This is a genomic window from Salmonella sp. 741265055_HSA (genome assembly GCF_046569525.1).
Lineage (GTDB): Bacteria > Pseudomonadota > Gammaproteobacteria > Enterobacterales > Enterobacteriaceae > Salmonella > Salmonella enterica.
In genome coordinates this window covers 15,480-36,561 of the sequence record NZ_JBKFSQ010000019.1, presented here as the reverse complement: position 1 = coordinate 36,561, position 21,082 = coordinate 15,480, and the positions used below count along the sequence as shown (strand labels likewise).

Below are 21,082 nucleotides of genomic sequence, written 5' to 3'. Positions count from 1 at the left end.
TATACGCATTGTCTTTCATCTTGCAGGCGTGTTGTCTGCGCCGTGAATCCACAGTCACTCTCTTTTCCCGCTCCAGTCGTTACAACCCTCCGCGAATCAATCCCCCCATCCCGCGGCGCTCCATAAACGCCGCCACCTGATGACGCACTTCGGTCGCCATCTGCGCCTCAAGGCTGCGTCTGGCAAGAGTTTGCGCGTCTTCAAAATCGATATGCCGCAGCAGATATTTCACACGCGCTACCGAACGGCCATTCATTGAAAGATGGCGATATCCCAGACCGATAAGAATCGCCACGCACATCGGATCGCCCGCCATCTCGCCGCACAAGCGAAGATCGAGGCCATTTTTTTCGGCTTCCTGCGCAATCATGGACAGCGCGCGCAGCATAGCCGGATGCAGACTGTCGTAAATACTGGCCACGCGGGTATTGTTGCGATCTACCGCCAGGATATATTGCGTTAAATCGTTGGTGCCGACCGAGATAAAGTCGATCCGGTTAGCCAGATGCGGCAGCATAAATACCATTGACGGCACTTCCAGCATAATGCCGATACGCGGTTTCGGGATCGCATAGCCGATCATCTCCTCGACCTCGCGCCCGGCGCGTTCGATCAGACGCCGCGCTTCATCGACTTCATCAATACTGGTGACCATCGGCAACAAAATGCTGAGGTTGCCAGTCGCCGCATTGGCGCGCAGCATCGCGCGGACCTGGATCAAAAAGATCTCCGGCTGATCCAGCGTAATGCGGATCCCGCGCCAGCCCAGACACGGGTTCTCCTCGCTGATCGGCATATAGGGCAGTTGCTTATCCGCTCCCACATCCAGGGTCCGCAGCGTCACCGGTTTATCGTTAAACATTTGCAGCATCCCTTGATACTGCGCCACCTGCTCTTCTTCCGAGGGAAACCCGCTTTGCAGCATAAAGGGAATTTCAGTACGGTACAGGCCGATACCGTCGATCCGACTGCCTAACTTTTCCTCATGCTCGGGGCTGAGCCCGGCATTCAGCATCACTTTGACTCGCTCGCCGCTTTTCAGTTGGGCGGGAAGATTGACGTCGTCCTCCGCCAGACGACTGAGTTCTATCTCTTCACTAATGAGCCGCTGATATTCCTGAATAAGCACGGGTTCAGGATCGACCAATAATTCACCGCGATAGCCATCCACCACCAACGTACGGCGATGTAGCACCGAAGGTTGGATATCCGCGCCCATGACGGTCGGGATACCGAGCGCGCGCACCATAATCGCCGCATGCGAGTTTGCCGCGCCGTCGCGCACCACAACGCCCGCCAGCCTGTCCTGCGGCAGCTCCGCCAGAGTGGTCGCCGACAGCTCATCCGCGACCAGAATAAAACGTTCCGGCCAGGCGTTTGGCCCCTGAACTGAATCATCAAGGTGGAATAACAGCCGCTGCCCCAGCGTGCGTAAGTCTCCCGCTCGTTCTTTGAGGTAGTTATCGGTTAGCGCCGCAAATTGCTCGGCAAATTTTTCGATGATTTTTTTAACGGCCCACTCCGCAACAGCGCCTTTGTCGACCTCGGCGAAGAGTTCGCGACGCAGTCTGGCGTCTGAAAGCAGGTGTGAGTACAGATCGAAAATGGCCGCCGTCTCTTTTTGCGCGCCGGCGGCAAAGCGTTTGCTGTATCGTCGGAACTCGTTCGCCGCCTCTTCCAGCGCGCCGGTCAATCGTTCGCGTTCAAGAGAGGTATCCAGCGTAGACGCTTCGTAAACCTGTTCCATCAGCGGCATGGTCGCGTCTTGCCAGCCCGTTGCGATAGCCACGCCCGGCGCCGCAGGAAGCGCGCGGATTCGCGTCTGCCGGTATTGCCCGAACAGCGCTGTGACCTGCGACTGTGACAGGATAGCCGCCATCTGCGTAGCGAGCGTGACGAGGAAAGACTCTTCGCTTTCATCGTACTGGCGCAATTCGCGCTGCTGTACGACCAGCACGCCGAGAAGTTGGCGACGCTGAATGATCGGCACGCCGAGAAACGCGCGAAAACGCTCCTCTTTTACCGAAGGAATGTATTTAAAGCTGGGATGTTTTTGCGCATCGGCAAGGTTAATGGGTTCCGCCAGCCTGCCCACCAGACCGACGATCCCCTCATCAAACGCAAGCGCAACGGTTCGACCACGCGGTTTTTTCAACCCCCGCGTCGCCATCAGGTAATAACAGCGTCGGTCATGATCGGCCAGGTAAACCGAGCAAACCTCTGTATCCATCGCAAGACAGATATCCGTGACCAGAATATTCAGCGCCTCGTTCAGACGCGGCGCACTGGCCACTTTTTCGACTATTTCGCGCAGGCGAGTGAGCATAATTTGCGTGGCTTAACCTCTTTTACGTCGATAAGCAGGCGCGCTTTGTAGCTTAGGGGGATTATCCTGAAGCGCCATGACAACACTTGCAAACTCTTTCATTACCCTGCGGTAGACATCGCGTTTAAATGACACCACTTGTCGAACCGGATACCAGTAACTTACCCAGCGCCAGCCGTCAAACTCCGGCGTACTGCTGGTTTGCATATTGATTTCGGCGTCGGCGCTCATTAACTGCAAAAGAAACCACTTTTGTTTCTGGCCGATACATACCGGCTTTGTGTCCCAACGCACCAAACGTTTTGGTAACTTGTAACGCAACCAGTTGCGAGTAGAAGCAAGGATCCGCACATCTTTACGGCTTAACCCAACTTCTTCAAACAGTTCCCGGTACATCGCCTGTTCTGCCGACTCCCCTGGATTTATCCCGCCCTGCGGGAACTGCCAGGAGTGCTGACCAAATCGCCGGGCCCACATCACCTGCCCCTGACGATTACAAATTACGATACCTACATTTGGGCGGTAGCCATCGTCATCAATCACCGGACTACCTCAACATAAACCTTATATATGAACGATTGTTTCATACTCCAGTGAGGCGGTAAACCACTCTGTAATAGTGACACAGCCTAATAACAATTGAATAACTCACAGTAAATAGCCGAGTTATAAACAGATGATGACGCCCTTGCGCCATTTTATTCACCTTTTCTGTGGATATAGTTGTGAAGAAGTATGGAATTACCACGGGAAAACCCAGAACAGTCTGAATTCCTCATGCGGAAAACAGTAAAAATAGTGCCTTATATTCATTGTGTTATAGACAAATCTTACATACCACCTTCATAAAGCGTGACCAGCATCACATCTAAGATCCTTATGCTGATGAAAGATCAACCAGCGTCGGTTTTATCCACAGATTGTGCCAATAACTTACGCACTATTTGTCTGAATTTTCGATTTTCGTCGCACGTCAAGGCTGTAAATGGAAACAGTAGTGGTGGTTTTACACAGTTATCCCAACTTTCTGTGGATAACATAGTGTAAGATCCTGTTTATTGTCAGTGACCAGAATTGGAAAACCCGCTTCAGCGTTGCGCAACACGAAGAAACAACACAAAAAAGGCAATAAAAATCAGTCTATTGAATATAAGACACAGAAAAAGATAAACTCTGCCCATACGGTATAAAATCACTGCTCATTTTTTAATCTAAGGTAATGGTAATGTCAGCTCTTTGTCCGCTACTGACTCCGCCTGCTTCGGAAGCATCGCTGTTAGCCCAGGCGCGGCAGCTTTCCGGCTATACGTTAGGCGAGCTGGCGGCGATGGCCGGCATTACCACGCCTAAAGATTTGAAGCGAGACAAAGGCTGGATCGGCGTCTTGCTGGAGATCTGGCTCGGCGCCAGCGCCGGGAGCAAGCCGGAGCAGGATTTCGCCGCGTTAGGCGTAGAACTGAAAACCATCCCGGTGGATAGTTTGGGTCGTCCTCTGGAAACAACCTTTGTTTGCGTGGCGCCGTTAACCGGTAACAGCGGCGTGACCTGGGAGACAAGCCACGTACGGCATAAATTGAAGCGCGTGCTATGGATGCCGGTCGAAGGCGAGCGCAGCATACCGTTAGCCGAACGCCGCGTAGGTTCGCCGCTACTCTGGAGTCCGAGTAAAGAAGAGGACAGGCAGCTACGCCTCGACTGGGAAGAGCTGATGGACATGATAGTGCTGGGCCAGGTGGAACGCATTACCGCCCGTCATGGCGAAGTCTTGCAACTGCGGCCCAAAGCCGCCAATGCCAGGGCGCTCACCGAGGCTATCGGCGCGCGCGGGGAACCTATTTTGACGCTACCGCGTGGATTTTATCTGAAAAAAAATTTTACGCAGGCGCTGCTGGCTCGCCATTTTTTATTGCAGAATCCGTAACGTCCATTACACGCAAATGCGCCTCCGCTATGGCTACGCATCGGGCCAGCGCCGGATAAACGTAAGCGTATTGTCGCCGCTATTTTACACCGTTCCTGGTTGCGCAAATTCAGCCTGGGCTTTCGCCCGTCACTCGACGGGCCTATAATTACCGCTTCTTTTTTTGGCAGGACTTTGTTCGATGTTATTTGCATGGATAACCGATCCTAATGCCTGGCTGGCGCTCGGTACGCTGACGCTGCTGGAGATTGTACTTGGGATCGACAACATTATTTTTCTTTCTCTGGTGGTAGCAAAACTTCCTACGGCGCAACGAAACCACGCACGGCGGCTTGGGTTGGCGGCAGCGATGGTCATGCGCCTGGCGCTGCTGGCGTCAATCGCCTGGGTCACTCGGCTGACTAATCCGCTGTTTGAGCTTTTCGGCGAAGCGATTTCCGCCCGCGATCTCATTCTGTTACTGGGCGGGTTATTTTTAATCTGGAAAGCCAGCAAGGAGATCCATGAGTCCATCGAAGGCGAAGAAGAAGGGTTAAAAACCCGGGTTTCTTCTTTCCTGGGCGCAATAGTACAGATTATGCTGCTGGATATTATTTTCAGCCTTGATTCAGTTATCACAGCGGTTGGCCTCTCCGATCATCTGTTTATTATGATGGCGGCAGTCGTTATTGCCGTGGGCGTCATGATGTTTGCGGCACGGCCCATCGGCGAGTTTGTCGATCGCCATCCGTCGGTAAAAATGCTGGCGCTCTCCTTTCTGATCCTGGTTGGCTTTACCCTGATTCTGGAAAGTTTCGACGTTCACGTTCCGAAAGGGTATATCTATTTCGCCATGTTCTTCTCTATCGCAGTAGAGAGCCTGAACCTGTTGCGTAATAAAAAGAATCCGCTGTAATCCTGTCTCGCTCCCCCGCCGGGGAGCGAATACTCACTTTATTTCCTTTCTTCTCACAGATTAAGATTTTGCTGCTTCCGACATGCAGAGCTGCGCGTTATTACTAGACTATTATCAGACATATGATTAACAGACTATTATCAGATGCAGGCTATGTGAGGACAAACGGATGAAAAAGTGGGCAGTTGTAATTTCCGCAGTAGGGTTGGCTTTTGCGGTATCCGGATGCAGCAGCGATTATGTAATGGCAACGAAAGATGGTCGTATGATCCTGACCGATGGAAAACCACAAGTTGACGATGATACCGGTCTGGTCAGCTATACCGATGCACAGGGAAACGAGATGCAAATCAACCGTGACGAAGTGTCTCAAATCATCGAACGTTAAGCGGTGGCCTGTGATCGAGGTCAGCGTTCTGCAAGCCTTCAGGCTGCGTCCCGTAACGGTGCGTGGCGACCACGCCCGGTAACCATTACACCGCGCAGCCTGCAATTTTACTTTCCCTTTTGCCTTCCCTCTGCCATTTTTATTGTCCTTTGTCGGGAATTTCTGACTTCATAATAAAAAGGAAACGGCTATGCACTATCACCGTATACCCCACAGCTCGCTCGAAGTAAGTACGCTAGGGCTGGGCACAATGACATTTGGTGAACAAAACAGCGAAGCCGACGCTCACGCACAGCTCGACTATGCCATCGCAAATGGCATTAACCTTATCGACGCCGCCGAGATGTATCCGGTACCGCCGCGCCCGGAAACACAAGGGCTGACGGAATCCTATATCGGTAACTGGCTCGCCAAACGCGGCAACCGTGAAAAACTGATCATCGCCAGCAAAGTTAGCGGACCGGCACGTAATAATGATCAAGGCATCCGGCCTCATCAGGCGCTGGATCGTAAAAATATTCGCGAAGCGCTACACGACAGTTTGACCCGGTTGCAGACCGACTATCTGGATTTGTATCAGGTGCACTGGCCGCAGCGCCCCACTAACTGCTTCGGTAAACTCGGCTATAACTGGACAGACTCCACGCCAGTAGTAAGTCTACTGGAGACGTTAGACGCGCTAAGTGAGTTTCAGCGAGCGGGTAAGATTCGTTATATTGGCGTTTCAAATGAGACAGCGTTTGGCGTTATGCGCTATCTGCATCTGGCGGAAAAACATGACCTGCCGCGTATTGTCACGATCCAGAACCCCTATAGCCTGTTAAACCGCAGCTACGAGGTCGGCCTGGCGGAAGTCAGCCAGTATGAAGGTGTTGAATTGCTCGCCTATTCCTGTCTGGCGTTTGGCACATTAACCGGTAAATACCTGAACGGGGCCAAACCCGCAGGCGCGCGGAATACCTTGTTCAGCCGCTTCACACGTTACAGCGGCGAACAGGCGCAAAAAGCCGTTGCCGCCTACGTCGATATCGCGAAGCGTCACAATCTTGATCCGGCGCAGATGGCGCTGGCCTTTGTTCGCCGCCAGCCGTTTGTCGCCAGTACGTTACTGGGCGCAACCACGATGGCGCAGCTCAAGACGAATGTGGAAAGTCTGCATCTGACGTTAAGCAAAGAGGTCCTGGCGGAGATTGAGGCGGCGCATCAGGTTTATACCTACCCGGCGCCGTGATAGTCAGTGCCCGGTGGCGCTACGCTTCCGGGCTTACAGAGACAATGTAAGCCGGATAACGCGCACTCGCCGCCCGGCATATTCACTCAGTATGATGCCTGCCGGCGCTGCCAGATCCACAGCGCCGCGATCGCCAGCGCGAACAGCACGCCAAAGCCGATACCTATCGCCACTGCCGGAACGCCAGCCAGCACCGCGAGCGAGTACAGTCCCAGCATTAATAGCATGGCGCTATTCTCGCCCAGATTTTGTACGGCAATGGCATTCCCGGCGCCAACGCTCTTCTTACCGCGCTCCTGGAGCAAGGCGTTGAGCGGCACCACAAAAAAGCCGCCCAGCATACCTATCAACAGCAACAAGGCATAAGCAGGCAGCAATGCGTGCTGTAATGAGAAGATCGCAACCACAACGCCAATCAAAATCCCGGCGGGCATACAGCGCGATACGGTCTCCAGCGTCACCAGTTTTGCCGCCGCACCCGCGCCGACCACAATGCCTACCGCCACCATGGCGTTCAGGTAAGTTGGCGTGGCGTTATCCGTAATGCCCAGCGCCACCGGCACCCACAGCACCAGCAGAAAACGCAGCGTCACGCCTGCGCCCCAGAATAGCCCGGTCCCCACCAGCGAAAAACGCGTTTCACCGTTACGCCAAAGGACAACGCAAGCGCAGAAGAAGCTACGCGTCATCGCCGACAACCGCCAGGATTGTCCTGGACGCGCCGTCACAAGCTTCGGGATAAACAGGTTCGCCGCCACTGCGCCAGCGTAGGCCAACGCGCAGGCAACCAGCGCGGCGATGACATGCCAGTCGGCCAATACGCCGCCCGCGACGGAACCGAGCAAAATCGCCGCAATCGTAGAGGCTTCCATCAGGCCATTGGCTTTCACCAGCTTATCACCCGTCGTCAGTTCGCCCAGAATACCGTATTTCGCCGGAGAATAAGCCGCCGCGCCAATCCCGACCAACGTATAACCGACAAAAGGATTTACGCCGAGGCAGATACCTGCCGCTCCCGCCAGTTTAAGACCATTGGCGACCATCATCACCCGGCCCTTGGCAAAGCTGTCCGCTATCTGGCCGACAAACGGCGCAAAAAGAATGTAAGCGCCCACAAACACCATTTGCAAAACAGGCTGGCTCCAGTCCGGGTAAAACTGAGCTTTCAGCAGTGCCAGCGTCGCGAACAGCAGCGCATTATCGCCAAAAGCCGAGAGAAACTGCGCGACAATCACCGACAGCATCCCTTTCGACCAGATGGAGGTGTTAGTACGTACTGACTCACTCATGATGTTGTTCCGGCGCATCCACCCAACTTTTCAGCGTCACAAAATCGGGTTTCCCGCTGCCAAGCAAGGGAAGCTGTTTCAGATAACGGATATCACGCGGGACGGCAAGTTCCGGAATACCGTGTTCACGGGCATAGTGCTGTAATTTTTCTCGGGTGAGTTCGCTGTCAGTCGTAAACAATACCAGCGCTTCACCTTTGCTGGCATCGCTTTTAATGGCGGTAGCGTGCATTTTGTCCGCCGAAACGCCAAGCGCCAGTTGTTCGACCATCTCCAGCGAGACCATTTCGCCAGCAATTTTCGCAAAGCGTTTCGCGCGCCCCTGAATCTGCACAAAACCATTTTCATCGAAGCGTACAATATCGCCCGTGTCGTACCACCCGCGCTCGGTTTCGCCTCTGGCGTTTTCCGCCGACGGCACCTCCAGCACGCCCGGTTTTTCCACGCGCAGATAGCCATTCATGATATTCGGCCCTTTCAGCTGTAGCCGACCGCCGTTTTCAATACCGGGCACCGCCAGCAGACGCGCGTCCATGCCAGGCAGAATGCGGCCAACAGTGCCAGGCTTAGCCGCCATCGGCACGTTAATCGAGACTACTGGCGCGCATTCCGTTACCCCGTAGCCCTCAAGAATGCGCAGACCGAATTTATCCTGCCACAGTTGTTTGGTGCTCTCCTGAAGTTTTTCCGCACCGGCCACCACATAGCGCAGGCGATAAAAATCATACGGATTGGCAAAGCGCGCATAGTTGCCGAGGAAGGTTGACGTACCAAACAGCACGGTACAGTTACGGTCATAGACCAGTTCCGGCACAATGCGATAGTGCAGCGGACTTGGATAAAGAAACACTTCCGCGCCGGTCAACAACGGCGTAAACAGGCCCACCGTCAAACCGAACGAGTGAAAGAGCGGCAGCGCCGACATAAAACGGTCATTGGCGGTGAAATCCGCAATCGTTTTTATCTGCTCGACGTTCGCCAGAATGCTTTTATGGCTGTGCACCACCCCTTTCGGGTGCCCTTCCGAGCCGGAGGTAAAAAGAATGATCGCCGCGTCTTCCGGCTGCTGTTTTACCTGCGCCAGTCGCGGCGCCAGGAGGTGGGCAAAAATCCACAGCTTGTCGGCGGGTGTGACGTCCGCTTTTAAATCTTCCAGGTAAACCCAGCGAACCTGCGTTAGCTGCTCCGGCAGGTGCCACAATTTACCTTTATCGAGGAACTGGCGGGAGGTAAAAATCGTTTTAATTTCCGCCGCGGTAATCGCGCTGGTCAGCCCTTTTACCCCCGCTGTGTAGTTCATCATGGCCGGAATGCGGCGACGAGAAACCGCGCCGAAAATCACCGCCGCGCTGATGGCGGCATTCGGCAGCATTAAACCGATTTTCTCGCCCTCAACGCTGTACTTTTCCAGAATCCGGCCAACAAAAAGCGTCTTGGTCAGTAACTTACGATACGTATCCGGCGTAAAGTTAATGTCCTCAATACAGTTTTTACCCGCGCCGTAACGATATTGCGCCGCCAGCAACGATTCGTATAACGTCTCGCGTGGGCGCACCGCCATACGCGCTTCCATCATGATCTGATGCAGCATCTCACCCGCTATCTTACGCCTGTCGCGCGCGCGCGGCGCTTCCGGCATCGGTATTTGCGTCGGCGGTAAAATATGAAGCTGAATGCGGGGGAATAAGCGCCGTTTAACCAGACCTTTCAGGCGACTGAAAGGGGTAAGCTCCGCGCCGTCAATGCGGAGCGGAATGACGGTTGCGCCCGATTTTGCCGCCACAAAGCCTGCGCCGTCATAAATTTTCATCAGCGAGCCGGTCACGGAAATCCGCCCTTCCGGGAAAATCACCACTGGACGCCCCTGCTCCACCAGACGCACCAGGTGTTTAATGGACATGGGTTTAGTGGGATCGAGCGGCACAAAATCGATCAGCGGCGTTAACCAGCGCATATACCATTGCTGGCTAATGGAGGTATATACCGCAAAGACAGGCCGTACCGGCAAAAACAGCGCCAGTAGCATACCATCGATAAATGAAACGTGATTGGGGGTAATTAAGACCCGGTTCCCCTGTAGCGCCCGGACATCGCCAGTGACGCGCACACGATAAAGCACGCGAAACAGGTTACGGAAAAATCCAAACAGCATTTCAACTCCCTTTGGCCGACAATTCGCTAAAACATGAATTGTGGCAGATTACACGAGTTGCGTAACAGGAGCGATAGCAAAATAGGTTCGAAAAAAAACCTGCGCATCCGCGCAGGTTGGTGCAAGAGACAGGTACGAAGAGCGTACCGAATAATCTCACCAATCAATACCTCTGGGATCTTGATTGTGGGCTTCGCGCGTCTACATCGCCAGTCCGAAAACGCAAAGGAATAAACGGAAATGCAACGAGTTGTGTAAATTATCCGTTACTGTTACAGGTTCAGGCGAAACAAAAAAAAACCTGCGCATATCTACGCAGGTTGGTGTAATTCGTGTGATCAACAATGACGTTGATTCCACCTATCAATACCTCTGGGATCACCACTCTATCAACCTGACTCGCTGGCCTGCCAGCAGACAATCGCAACAGCGCTTCGCAAACTGTAACGAAAGATTTGTATTGTCACTTTACAGACGCATTTCTCCCGTGCAGGTCACATTTGCCCGACACGGCGGGGCAAGAGGCTTGAACAGAGGTTCATTTTCCGTAAAACTGGCGTAATGTAAGCGTTTACCCACTATAGGTATTATCATGGCGACCATAAAAGATGTAGCCCGACTGGCCGGTGTTTCAGTCGCCACCGTTTCTCGCGTTATTAACGATTCGCCAAAAGCCAGCGAAGCGTCCCGGCTGGCGGTGACCAGCGCAATGGAGTCCCTGAGCTATCACCCTAACGCCAACGCGCGCGCGCTGGCACAGCAGGCAACGGAAACCCTCGGTCTGGTGGTCGGCGACGTTTCCGATCCTTTTTTCGGCGCGATGGTGAAAGCCGTTGAACAGGTGGCGTATCACACCGGCAATTTTTTACTGATTGGCAACGGGTATCATAACGAACAAAAAGAGCGTCAGGCTATTGAACAGTTGATTCGTCATCGTTGCGCAGCGTTAGTGGTACACGCCAAAATGATTCCGGATGCGGACCTGGCCTCATTAATGAAGCAAATCCCCGGCATGGTGCTGATTAACCGCATTTTACCGGGGTTAGAACACCGCTGTGTCGCGCTGGATGACCGTTACGGGGCATGGCTGGCGACCCGGCATCTGATCCAGCAAGGTCATACGCGTATTGGGTATATCTGTTCCAATCACACCATCTCTGATGCCGAAGATCGCCTGAGGGGCTATTACGATGCGCTGGCGGAAAGCCATATCCCGGCTAACGATCGGCTGGTGACGTTCGGCGAACCGGATGAAAGCGGCGGCGAGCAGGCGATGACTGAGTTATTAGGTCGCGGCAGAAATTTTACCGCAGTAGCCTGCTATAACGACTCGATGGCGGCCGGCGCGATGGGAGTATTAAATGATAATGGCGTGGGGGTGCCGGGCGAAGTATCGCTCATCGGTTTTGATGATGTACTGGTCTCACGCTATGTGCGTCCCCGACTGACCACCATTCGGTATCCGATCGTCACCATGGCGACACAGGCGGCGGAGCTGGCGTTAGCGCTGGCAGGGAAATGCCCTACGCCGGAAGTGACCCATGTATTTAGTCCGACACTGGTACGCCGACATTCGGTGTCCACGCCGACGGATACCGGACACCTGTCGACAACCGATTAATCAGGGTAGCATGATGGCGACAATGCTGGATGTTTCCCGCCATGCGGGCGTATCAAAGGCCACCGTCTCACGGGTGCTGAATGGAACGGGACAGGTAAAAGAAAGTACGCGCCAGAAAGTGTTTACGGCGATGCAGGCTCTGGGCTATCGCCCCAACCTGCTGGCACGCTCGCTGGCGAATCGCACCAGCAACAGCATCGGTCTGGTCGTCTCTACGTTTGACGGCTTCTATTTTGGCAGTTTGTTGCGCCGGGCGTCGCGCCAGGCGGAGTCTCATAACAAGCAGTTGATCGTCACCGATGGTCACGATACGCCGGAACGAGAGCAGAAAGCCGTACAAATGTTGGCCGACAGGCAGTGCGACGCTATTATTCTTTACACTCGCTATATGAATGAGCCGGCGATTTTGTCGTTGATTGACGCCACGGAAATGCCGCTGGTGATTATTAATCGCAACGTCACTCAGGCCCGCGATCGCGCTATTTTCTTCGAGCAGGAGACGGCGGCATTCCAGGCGGTGGAATATCTGATTACGCAGGGCCATCGCGATATCGCCTGTATTACGCTGCCTGTTCATACTCCCACCGGCACATCACGCGTAGCGGGTTATCGCAAGGCGCTGGAAAAGTATGGTATTCCGTGGCAACCGACAAAAGTGAAATACGGCGATTACACGCTGACGCGCGGCTATGACGCATGCCGGGAATTACTGGAGGAAGGCGTCACGTTTAGCGCGCTATTCGCCTGTAATGATGACACGGCGCTGGGCGCAGCAAAAGCGCTGCGCCAGGCCGGATTACGCATCCCACAGGATGTGTCGCTGTTTGGTTTTGACGATGCGCCGGGCGCAACCTGGCTTGAACCGGGGCTTTCAACAGTCTATTTACCCATCGAGGATATGATAGCCACCGCGATCGATCAGGCCGTTCGTCTGGCGAACAGCGAGCCGGTCGCCCCGATCCCGCCCTTTACCGGCACGCTGATTCTGCGCGAGTCCGTCGCCGCGGGCCCGTTTTTTCAACGTCCGGCCTAATGATGCGCTTCAGAGCATCTCCAGCGCTAACAGCTCTTCAATGGTCTGACGACGGCGGATCAGCCGCGCCTGTCCATTGTCAAACAGCACTTCCGGCAGGAGCGGGCGGCTGTTGTAATTCGATGACATAGACGCGCCGTACGCGCCGGTATCGTGCAATACGAGGTAATCGCCGGGGATGACCGCAGGTAAGGCGCGTGTTTCAACCATTCCCCCTTCCTGCTGCGTAAAAACATCGCCTGATTCGCATAGCGGCCCGGCGACCACCGTCTCGACCCACGGGCCATTTTCAAGCGCGCGGCCATCCGCCGCCAGCGCCGAAATATGGTGATAGCTACCGTACATCGCCGGGCGCATCAGATCGTTAAAACCCGCATCTACCAGCACGAAATGGCGGCTTCCCATCTGTTTTACGCTACGCACCTGCGTCACCAGCACGCCCGATTGCGCCACCAGATAACGTCCGGGTTCGATCTCAAGTTTGACCGCATGTCCCAGATGGCGGGCGATTTGCTCGCGCGCCGCGTTCCACAAACCATAGTAATGGCGCGTATCAACGGGCTCTTCTCCCTCACGATAAGGTATCGAGAGTCCGCCGCCTGCCGAAATCGCCTCCACATCCTGGCCACATTCCAGCACCTGACGTACCATCGCGCCGCAAACCTGCTCCAGATGGCCATAATCGACGCCGGAACCAATGTGCATATGGATACCGACAAGTTTCAGTCGGTATTTCTGCATTACCGCCAGCGCCGCCGGAAGATCGCTATGCCAGATGCCGTGCTTGCTGTTTTCGCCCCCGGTGTTGGTTTTCTGGCTGTGGCCGTGACCAAAGCCAGGATTCACGCGCAACCAGACGCGATGCCCAGGCGAAACCTGACCAAGCTGCGTCAGCATATCTACCGAGCCAGCATTGACCGGAATATGCAGTTCGCTGACGCGCGCCAGCGTGGCGGCGTCAATCACATCGGCGGTAAAAACGATATCATCAGGGCACGTTTGCGGATCGTAGCCCGCCGCCAGCGCACGTTCGATCTCCCCCAATGAAACAGAATCCACCTTGACACCCTGCGCGCGCATTAAGCGCAGGATATGAATGTTCGAACAGGCTTTTTGCGCAAAACGCACGACGTCAAACTGCTGCAGGGCGGCTATCTGACGGCGAATAATGTGCGCGTCATAGACCCAGACCGGACAACCGAATTCAGCAGGCAATCTGAGCAAATTTTCAGCGTTAAGGTCAGTTTCAGCGTGATAATGCGGCAATGACATAACAAACTCCGGAACGGGCTTTTTAACGATTACGCCATACCTTAGAAAGAATAAAAAATATCGTTTTATTGTCAGTCTATGCAAAAATGATATGGGATAAATGATTCAGGGAAACGTATGGCTGCCGTTAATTTACGTCACATTGAAATTTTTCATGCCGTAATGACCGCCGGAAATCTCACCGAAGCGGCGCGGCTGCTGCATACCTCGCAGCCTACCGTCAGTCGCGAGCTGGCGCGTTTTGAGAAAGTGCTGGGATTAACGCTGTTTGAGCGCACACGCGGGCGCTTGCATCCGACGGTGCAAGGGCTACGCCTGTTCGAAGAGGTACAACGCTCCTGGTATGGGTTGGATCGCATCGTCAGCGCGGCGGAAAGTCTGCGCGAGTTCCGTCAGGGCGAGCTCTCTGTCGCCTGCCTGCCGGTCTTTTCACAATCCTTTTTGCCGCCGCTACTACCGCCTTTTCTGGCGCGTTATCCGGATGTCAGCCTGAATATTGTGCCGCAGGAGTCGCCGTTGCTGGAAGAGTGGCTCTCCGCTCAGCGCCACGACTTAGGGCTGACGGAGACGCTTCATGCCCCGGCAGGAACAACCCGTACCGAGTTACTAACGCTAAATGAAGTGTGCGTACTGCCCTGCGACCATCCGCTTGCCGCTAAAACGGTACTGACGCCAGACGATTTTCAGGGGGAAAACTTTATCAGCCTCTCCCGCCTGGACAGCTATCGACAGTTGTTGGATACGTTATTTGCCGAACATCAGGTGAAGCGCAGAATGGTGGTGGAAACGCATAGCGCGGCCTCCGTCTGCGCGATGGTGCGCGCCGGGGCGGGCGTTTCGATCGTTAACCCGCTGACCGCGCTGGACTATGCCGCCAGCGGCGTCACCGTTCGCCGCTTCAGCATTGACGTGCCCTTTACCGTCAGCCTGATTCGCCCGCTACACCGCCCCGCCTCCGCGCTGGTTGACGCCTTCAGTAAGCATTTACAAACGCACCTTTCGCGCCTGGTCGAACCGCTGGAGGTTATTCTGGGGCCGATGACGAAAGCATAAAGCTCACGGCATCTGCGGCATGAATTGCCGTGGTATCGAAAACCGGTAGCGCACTTTGCGTCTGGGGAACAAGCAAACCTATTTCAGTGCAGCCAAAAATAACGCCCTGCGCGCCTTGCGCAGCCAGTTTTTCGATAACCTGTAAATAATAGTGGCGCGACGCGTCAGTAAATGTCCCCTGACAGAGCTCGTCAAAAATGACCTGATTGATACGCGCCCGATCGTCCGCCTCCGGCACGATGGTCTCAATCGCAAATTGCTGTTCCAGCCGCCCGCGATAAAAATCCTGCTCCATCGTATAGCGGGTCCCTAATAGCGCCACGCGATGCAACCCCTGACGGGCGATGGCTCGCCCGGTAGCATCCGCGATGTGTAGGAAAGGCAGAGAACAACGAGATTCAATAATGTGCGCGATTTTATGCATGGTGTTGGTACACAGCACAATGCCTTCTGCGCCCGCCTGCTGTAACCCCTGCGCGGCCTGCGCCAGGATATCGCCCGCTTTATCCCATTCGCCGCGGCGTTGACATACTTCAATATCGTGGAAATCTACGCTATGCAGCAGTAAGCTCGCCGAGTGCAGGCCTCCTAACTGCTGTTTAATGCCTTCATTGATTAGACGATAATAAGGGATAGTCGATTCCCAGCTCATCCCCCCCAACAGCCCGATCGTTTTCACTGCGCTCTCCTTATTTTTAAAGCATTATGGCAGTGAAGCAAACTTACACATCCGTTTCCAGTCTATTTTTCATCATGCCGGATAACAGGCGTCATCCGGCATGGGTGAGGTGATTACACGCCAATATTTTTTAGCTTCTCGCCCGCCATCAGCTTGCGTTCGATGTGCTCCAGGGTGACATTTTTGGTTTCCGGAATCAGCCAGAAAGTGATGCCGATAAAAGCGATATTCAGCGCGGTGTAAAGCCAGAATGTACCTGCCGCGCCAATGCTGTCCAACAGAGTCAGGAATGTCGCGCCGATGATCATGTTCGATACCCAGTTTGTCGTGGTTGAACAGGTAATGCCAAAATCACGACATTTCAGCGGCTGGATTTCCGAACATAATATCCACACCACCGGAGCGGCGCTCATCGCGTAACCGGCGATACACATCATCGTCATCCCAACGGAAAGCCAGGAGAGGCCGCTTGATGCCGTACCGTTATCAAACTGCATCAGGCAGTAGCCCAACACCAATGTCCCTAACGCCATTACGCTAAAACCGATTTTTAACGCCGGTTTACGCCCGGCCTTATCGACCGTAAAGACGGCGATAAAAGTCGCGAACATAAAGGTCAGTCCGACCACCAGCGTCGCGATCATTTGCTGTTCCGTGGTGGTAAAGCCGGCCATTTTAAAAATGCGCGGCGCATAGTACATAATGATGTTCATGCCGGTGAACTGCTGCATTGCCTGCAGCAGCATACCGAGGAACACGGCGCGGCGAACATTGCGGTTAGCTTTAAATAATGCCCACCCGCCCTGCTTGAGTTTGAGGCTTTCCCGAATCTCATTCAGTTCATCACGGGCTTTTTCCGAGGTATCGCGCAGCATACGCAGCACCTCTTCCGCTTCGATATGGCGACCTTTTTGCGCCAGCCAGCGCGGACTATTCGGCAGAAATACCACCAGAATAATGAGCAACACCGCAGGCAACGCCAGCACGCCCAACATCGCGCGCCAGTTGCCGCTGTAGCTGAATGCCGTATCGGATAAAAAAGCCAGCACAATGCCTAACGTCACCATCAGTTGATACATACTGATCATTTTGCCGCGAACATTTTCACTTGCCATTTCAGAGAGATAAAGCGGCGCGGTATAGGACGCAATCCCTACTGCTACGCCCAGTATCACGCGGGCGCCAATCAATACTTCCACGCTGGAAGCAAACGCCGACCCCAGCGAGCCGAGCACGAACAAAATCGCGCCGGCCATCAGGCTATACTTACGCCCCAGCCGGAATGAAAGCCAGCCGTTAAATAATGCGCCAATTGCCGCGCCAAGCATCATACTGCTGACGACCCATTCCTGCAGCCGGCTGGTCAGTACGAAATGGTCGGTAATAAAAGGCAGCGCCCCAGCGATAACGCCGATATCCAGACCAAATAACAGCCCCGCTACCGCTGCAGAAACCGAAACAAACATATTCATACGTCGTGTATCGCGAAGCGAACGCGGCGTTAAAGCAGAGTCATTAATAGAGACCATATTTTCCTGCCACAACAGAGTAAGACATAGCCTGAAAGTACGGGATACTCTTCCACAAGTGTCAGGCTGGAAACGGCATAAATATGGATTAAATGGCTACGCTATAGCGATATGTGATGGATATTACACTTTTTAAATTTAACACCGTTGCCGGGTATTTTTTCAAACCACCAATATTTCAATGAATTAAAGCATTGGTCATGACTATTGTTTAACGATATATGGATTAAGTTAAACCCACAATATGGACTATGCTAATGAGATCATAAAAAAGCCCTGTACGAGGACAGGGCTTTATCAGTTTTTCGGTCCAGGAGTCGACTTTCCCAGAAACGTATTTGTCGGTAGCGGATTAACGCGCCAGCCAACCGCCATCTACCGCTATGGTATAGCCGTTAATATAATCAGCGGCGCTGGATGCCAGGAAGACTACCGGGCCCATTAAATCGCCCGGTAGCCCCCAACGTCCAGCCGGAATACGGTCGAGAATTTCGGCGCTACGTTGTGCATCAGCGCGCAATTGCTGGGTATTATTCGTGGACATATAGCCCGGCGCGATGGCGTTTACATTGATATTGTGTTTCGCCCACTCGTTCGCCATCAGACGCGTTATTCCCATTACGCCGCTTTTCGACGCGGTATAAGACGGAACGCGAATACCGCCCTGGAAGGAGAGCATAGACGCGATATTAATAATTTTGCCGCCGTTGCCCTGGGCAATAAAATGTTTTGCCGCCGCCTGAGACATAAAGAACACGCTCTTGATGTTCAGGTTCATGACGTCATCCCAGTCTTTTTCCGTGAAATCAATCGCATCTTCACGACGGATCAAACCCGCGTTATTCACCAGAATATCAATATGACCGTATTCCGCCACCGCCCGTTCCAGTAACGCCGGAATACCATCGATTTGACGCAGATCGGCTGTCAGGCTTAAAAAACGACGTCCCAGAGCGGTGACGCGCGCAATAGTTTCCGTCGGTTCAACAATGTTAATACCGACAATGTCACAGCCCGCTTCCGCCAGTCCTAACGCCATCCCCTGCCCCAATCCGGTATCGCACCCCGTCACAACCGCGACTTTACCTTCAAGAGAAAATGCATTCAAAATCATTGTTAATCCTTATTTTTGTCATGCCTGTCACGCACAGGCGTTATCACCGGTCGCGACTAGCGCAGATCTTGTACCGCAACGTGATCCATGTCATCGAAGACCTGATTTTCTCCCACCATGCCCCAAATAAACGTATAGGCTTTGGTGCCAACGCCGGAATGTATTGACCAGCTTGGGGAAATAACCGCCTGTTCATTACGCATCACAATATGACGGGTTTCCTGAGGCTGCCCCATCATATGGAAAACGCAACTGTCCTCTTCCATATTGAAATAGAGGTACACTTCCATACGGCGCTCATGGGTATGGCATGGCATGGTGTTCCATAGATTGCCGGGCGCCAGTTCGGTGAGTCCCATACTGAGCTGACAGGTTTCCAGTACATCCGGTACGAAGTATTTATTGATGGTGCGACGGTTACTGGTGAGGTTATCGCCTAAGGTGACGGGCGCAACGTCGGCAGGCGACACTTTTTTCGTCGGATAAGCGGTATGCGCTGGCGCGCAGTTGTAATAAAACTTCGCCGGTCTGCTCGCCTCATTGCTGACGAAGGCCAGCTCTTTCGCCCCTTTACCAATATACAGAGCATCACGATGGCCAATGTCATGGCGCTGCCCGTCAACGATAATGGCGCCCGCGCCGCCAATATTAATGACGCCCAGCTCGCGGCGGTCCAGTAACCGGGAAACGCCAAGCTGTTTACCCACCTCTCCGCCGATTTCAACAGAATGGCTGACGGGCATAATGCCGCCGACAATAATACGGTCGATATGGCTGTAGACCATCGTATATTCATCAGCGACAAAAATATTTTCTATTAAAAACTCGCGTCGCAGCGCCTGGGTGTCCAGCGTTTTAGCGTGTTCGCTATGGATGCTTTGCCTTACGTCCACCTTTCCCTCCAATGATAAATCGATCGCAACGGCATAAAATCAAAACACTGTTTTGATTTATTTAACAGCTTCATAGTCGCCTGGATGAAGGTTTTCAACAATAAATAAAACAACGTTTCATTTATATGGTTGGTTATTTTTAAAACTGCTGTAGCGATCACGATCGGCGCTAAAACTTACGCACATGTCTGATTTTCAGACATGTGCGCCAGATGCTGTATGCGGTTACTCAGATAAAAATTGGAGCTTGTTTTATGTGCGAATTGAATTAAAAGCGGTACGCGTCTGCAATGCCCGACGCGGTAACACGTTCTGCGCTATAACGAAAAAGGGGGTTCTGTCACTGGCTTTGCCCTCGTGATAGAGGGCTTTTTATGACGGAATACTGAAGCAGGAAAAGGATGGCTGGCGCAGGATCAGTCGCGTTCAATGGTTAAGGCAACGCCCTGGCCGCCACCGATACACAGCGTCGCCAGGCCTTTTCGCGCGTCGCGTTTAACCATTTCGTGCACCAGTGAAACCAGAATTCGACAGCCGGAAGCGCCAATGGGATGCCCCAGCGCAATCGCGCCGCCATTAACGTTTACCCGTCGCTCATCCCATTCCAGCATTTTTCCTACCGACAACGCCTGGGCGGCAAACGCTTCGTTGGCTTCGATAAGGTCGACCTCCGCCAGTTGCCAGCCGGCACGCTCCAGACAGCGCCGGGTAGCATATACCGGCGCAATCCCCATTAGCGCAGGATCGACGCCGACGCTGGCAAACGCGCGGATGCGCGCCAGCACCGGCAGCCCCAGCGCCTGGGCTTTCGTCTCGCTCATCATCATCACCGCGGCGGCGCCATCGTTGATTGAGGAGGCATTACCCGCCGTCACCGAACCTAAACTATCAAACGCCGGATGCAGCAGGGCTAACCCCTCCGCACTGGCGTCGGCCCGCGGTTGTTCATCCGTATCGACAATTGCGGTCTGCCCATTACGTTGCGTGACGATGGGGACAATCTCATCTTTAAAACGCCCGGTATCAATCGCGGCCCTGGCTTTTTGCTGCGAACTGAGCGCATAAGCATCCTGTAACTCGCGGCTGATGCCATATTCCCGCGCCAGGTTTTCTGCCGTCACGCCAATGTGATAATCGTTGAAGGCATCCCATAAGCCATCATGTACCAGACTATCCACCAGATTGTCGGCATCAGGCAACGCGCCGCTACGGCTGTCATTGAGGACATGCGGCGCACGGCTCATATTCTCCTGCCCGCCCGCAATAACAATGTCCGCTTCGCCGCACTGAATAGCCTGCGTCGCCAGGTGCAACGCTTTTAAACCGGAACCACAAACGTCATTAATGGTAATGGCGGAAACGGTAGTCGGCAGCCCTCCTTTGATGGCTGACTGGCGCGCCGGATTCTGCCCGGCGCCAGCCGTCAGCACCTGACCGAGGATGACCTCATCGATAGCATTAGCGTCCACGCCGGTGCGCTCAATTAACGCTTTTACGACCATGCTCCCCAGCTCGACGGCGGAATGACGGGCCAGCGTTCCCTGAAAACAGCCGATGGGTGTCCGTAAAGCCCCCACTATCACAACCTCTTTCATTACCACCTCAGCGCAAAATGACACCGCCATAGTAGAGCATTGTTAAAATTAGTTATCTTGATTGTTTAAAAAAAGTGAGTTTTATCACAAA

General features: G+C 53.8%; 17 protein-coding genes. 7 read left to right on the top strand and 10 right to left on the bottom strand.

What is annotated here, in order from left to right; all coding sequences use genetic code 11:
- Positions 1 to 79: 79 nt before the first annotated feature.
- Together ptsP and rppH are read right to left on the bottom strand one after the other, a co-directional pair.
- Positions 80 to 2,326: a phosphoenolpyruvate--protein phosphotransferase gene (gene ptsP / locus ACLD4K_RS12325; RefSeq protein ID WP_000957888.1), complete on the bottom strand. Its 2,247-nt coding sequence runs from the start codon at positions 2,324 to 2,326 to the stop codon at positions 80 to 82.
- 12 nt (positions 2,327 to 2,338) lie between these two features.
- The gene (gene rppH, locus ACLD4K_RS12320) at positions 2,339 to 2,869 is read right to left on the bottom strand and encodes an RNA pyrophosphohydrolase (RefSeq protein ID WP_000564481.1); all 531 of its coding nucleotides are present in this window, start codon (positions 2,867 to 2,869) and stop codon (positions 2,339 to 2,341) included.
- A 682-nt stretch (positions 2,870 to 3,551) separates the two neighbouring features.
- Between rppH and mutH the strand changes: the two genes are divergently transcribed.
- From mutH to ACLD4K_RS12300, 4 genes are all read left to right on the top strand, one after another.
- Positions 3,552 to 4,247, top strand: coding sequence for a DNA mismatch repair endonuclease MutH (gene mutH / locus ACLD4K_RS12315; RefSeq protein WP_411011938.1), 696 nt, complete (start codon positions 3,552 to 3,554; stop codon positions 4,245 to 4,247).
- 181 nt (positions 4,248 to 4,428) lie between these two features.
- The gene (locus ACLD4K_RS12310; RefSeq protein WP_000895635.1) at positions 4,429 to 5,142 is read left to right on the top strand and encodes a TerC family protein; all 714 of its coding nucleotides are present in this window, start codon (positions 4,429 to 4,431) and stop codon (positions 5,140 to 5,142) included.
- Positions 5,143 to 5,311: 169 nt separating this feature from the next.
- Positions 5,312 to 5,530, top strand: a complete 219-nt coding sequence (locus ACLD4K_RS12305; RefSeq protein WP_000758662.1) for a YgdI/YgdR family lipoprotein — start codon at positions 5,312 to 5,314, stop codon at positions 5,528 to 5,530.
- A gap of 190 nt (positions 5,531 to 5,720) precedes the next feature.
- A complete protein-coding gene (locus tag ACLD4K_RS12300; protein WP_411011937.1) occupies positions 5,721 to 6,761 on the top strand; it encodes an NADP(H)-dependent aldo-keto reductase in 1,041 nt (346 codons plus the stop codon).
- Positions 6,762 to 6,847: 86 nt separating this feature from the next.
- Here the strand turns inward: ACLD4K_RS12300 and lplT are convergent, their stop codons facing one another.
- On the bottom strand, positions 6,848 to 8,050 hold the full coding sequence (gene lplT, locus ACLD4K_RS12295) for a lysophospholipid transporter LplT (protein ID WP_411011936.1): 1,203 nt from the start codon (positions 8,048 to 8,050) through the stop codon (positions 6,848 to 6,850).
- Positions 8,043 to 10,202 (bottom strand): bifunctional acyl-ACP--phospholipid O-acyltransferase/long-chain-fatty-acid--ACP ligase, encoded by a 2,160-nt coding sequence (gene aas / locus ACLD4K_RS12290; RefSeq protein ID WP_000896101.1) that lies wholly within the window; start codon positions 10,200 to 10,202, stop codon positions 8,043 to 8,045. The genes lplT and aas overlap by 8 nt, the downstream gene beginning before the upstream one ends.
- A gap of 592 nt (positions 10,203 to 10,794) precedes the next feature.
- Between aas and galR the strand changes: the two genes are divergently transcribed.
- Both galR and ACLD4K_RS12280 read left to right on the top strand, forming a co-directional pair.
- Positions 10,795 to 11,823 carry an HTH-type transcriptional regulator GalR gene (galR, locus tag ACLD4K_RS12285; protein ID WP_000201030.1) on the top strand — a complete coding sequence of 343 codons (1,029 nt, stop codon included), beginning with the start codon at positions 10,795 to 10,797 and terminating at the stop codon, positions 11,821 to 11,823.
- Positions 11,824 to 11,833: 10 nt separating this feature from the next.
- Positions 11,834 to 12,856, top strand: a complete 1,023-nt coding sequence (locus tag ACLD4K_RS12280; RefSeq protein WP_411011935.1) for a LacI family DNA-binding transcriptional regulator — start codon at positions 11,834 to 11,836, stop codon at positions 12,854 to 12,856.
- Between the two features lie 9 nt (positions 12,857 to 12,865).
- Here the strand turns inward: ACLD4K_RS12280 and lysA are convergent, their stop codons facing one another.
- Positions 12,866 to 14,128 (bottom strand): diaminopimelate decarboxylase, encoded by a 1,263-nt coding sequence (lysA, locus tag ACLD4K_RS12275; protein WP_411011934.1) that lies wholly within the window; start codon positions 14,126 to 14,128, stop codon positions 12,866 to 12,868.
- 117 nt (positions 14,129 to 14,245) lie between these two features.
- Between lysA and ACLD4K_RS12270 the strand changes: the two genes are divergently transcribed.
- Positions 14,246 to 15,181, top strand: coding sequence for a LysR family transcriptional regulator (locus ACLD4K_RS12270; protein ID WP_115198352.1), 936 nt, complete (start codon positions 14,246 to 14,248; stop codon positions 15,179 to 15,181).
- Here the strand turns inward: ACLD4K_RS12270 and ACLD4K_RS12265 are convergent.
- From ACLD4K_RS12265 to ACLD4K_RS12245, 5 genes are all read right to left on the bottom strand, one after another.
- The gene (locus ACLD4K_RS12265) at positions 15,153 to 15,860 is read right to left on the bottom strand and encodes an aspartate/glutamate racemase (protein WP_411011933.1); all 708 of its coding nucleotides are present in this window, start codon (positions 15,858 to 15,860) and stop codon (positions 15,153 to 15,155) included. The genes ACLD4K_RS12270 and ACLD4K_RS12265 overlap by 29 nt on opposite strands.
- A gap of 113 nt (positions 15,861 to 15,973) precedes the next feature.
- Positions 15,974 to 17,389, bottom strand: a complete 1,416-nt coding sequence (gene araE / locus ACLD4K_RS12260) for an arabinose-proton symporter AraE (RefSeq protein WP_183058801.1) — start codon at positions 17,387 to 17,389, stop codon at positions 15,974 to 15,976.
- 352 nt (positions 17,390 to 17,741) lie between these two features.
- Complete coding sequence (gene kduD, locus ACLD4K_RS12255; RefSeq protein WP_000602490.1) at positions 17,742 to 18,503, bottom strand: 2-dehydro-3-deoxy-D-gluconate 5-dehydrogenase KduD; 762 nt, start codon at positions 18,501 to 18,503, stop codon at positions 17,742 to 17,744.
- A gap of 56 nt (positions 18,504 to 18,559) precedes the next feature.
- Positions 18,560 to 19,396, bottom strand: a complete 837-nt coding sequence (gene kduI / locus ACLD4K_RS12250; RefSeq protein WP_411011932.1) for a 5-dehydro-4-deoxy-D-glucuronate isomerase — start codon at positions 19,394 to 19,396, stop codon at positions 18,560 to 18,562.
- A 416-nt stretch (positions 19,397 to 19,812) separates the two neighbouring features.
- Positions 19,813 to 20,991, bottom strand: a complete 1,179-nt coding sequence (locus ACLD4K_RS12245) for an acetyl-CoA C-acetyltransferase (RefSeq protein WP_058111118.1) — start codon at positions 20,989 to 20,991, stop codon at positions 19,813 to 19,815.
- Between the last annotated feature and the right edge of the window lie 91 nt (positions 20,992 to 21,082).

Bases quoted from the DNA above. Each gene is read 5' to 3' on its own strand.
- ptsP (WP_000957888.1), bottom strand. From the start codon at position 2,326: ATGCTCACTCGCCTGCGCGAAATAGTCGAAAAAGTGGCCAGTGCGCCG.
- mutH (WP_411011938.1), top strand. From the start codon at position 3,552: ATGTCAGCTCTTTGTCCGCTACTGACTCCGCCTGCTTCGGAAGCATCG.
- ACLD4K_RS12310 (WP_000895635.1), top strand. From the start codon at position 4,429: ATGTTATTTGCATGGATAACCGATCCTAATGCCTGGCTGGCGCTCGGT.
- ACLD4K_RS12305 (WP_000758662.1), top strand. From the start codon at position 5,312: ATGAAAAAGTGGGCAGTTGTAATTTCCGCAGTAGGGTTGGCTTTTGCG.
- ACLD4K_RS12300 (WP_411011937.1), top strand. From the start codon at position 5,721: ATGCACTATCACCGTATACCCCACAGCTCGCTCGAAGTAAGTACGCTA.
- lplT (WP_411011936.1), bottom strand. From the start codon at position 8,050: ATGAGTGAGTCAGTACGTACTAACACCTCCATCTGGTCGAAAGGGATG.
- aas (WP_000896101.1), bottom strand. From the start codon at position 10,202: ATGCTGTTTGGATTTTTCCGTAACCTGTTTCGCGTGCTTTATCGTGTG.
- galR (WP_000201030.1), top strand. From the start codon at position 10,795: ATGGCGACCATAAAAGATGTAGCCCGACTGGCCGGTGTTTCAGTCGCC.
- ACLD4K_RS12280 (WP_411011935.1), top strand. From the start codon at position 11,834: ATGATGGCGACAATGCTGGATGTTTCCCGCCATGCGGGCGTATCAAAG.
- lysA (WP_411011934.1), bottom strand. From the start codon at position 14,128: ATGTCATTGCCGCATTATCACGCTGAAACTGACCTTAACGCTGAAAAT.
- ACLD4K_RS12270 (WP_115198352.1), top strand. From the start codon at position 14,246: ATGGCTGCCGTTAATTTACGTCACATTGAAATTTTTCATGCCGTAATG.
- araE (WP_183058801.1), bottom strand. From the start codon at position 17,389: ATGGTCTCTATTAATGACTCTGCTTTAACGCCGCGTTCGCTTCGCGAT.
- kduD (WP_000602490.1), bottom strand. From the start codon at position 18,503: ATGATTTTGAATGCATTTTCTCTTGAAGGTAAAGTCGCGGTTGTGACG.
- ACLD4K_RS12245 (WP_058111118.1), bottom strand. From the start codon at position 20,991: ATGAAAGAGGTTGTGATAGTGGGGGCTTTACGGACACCCATCGGCTGT.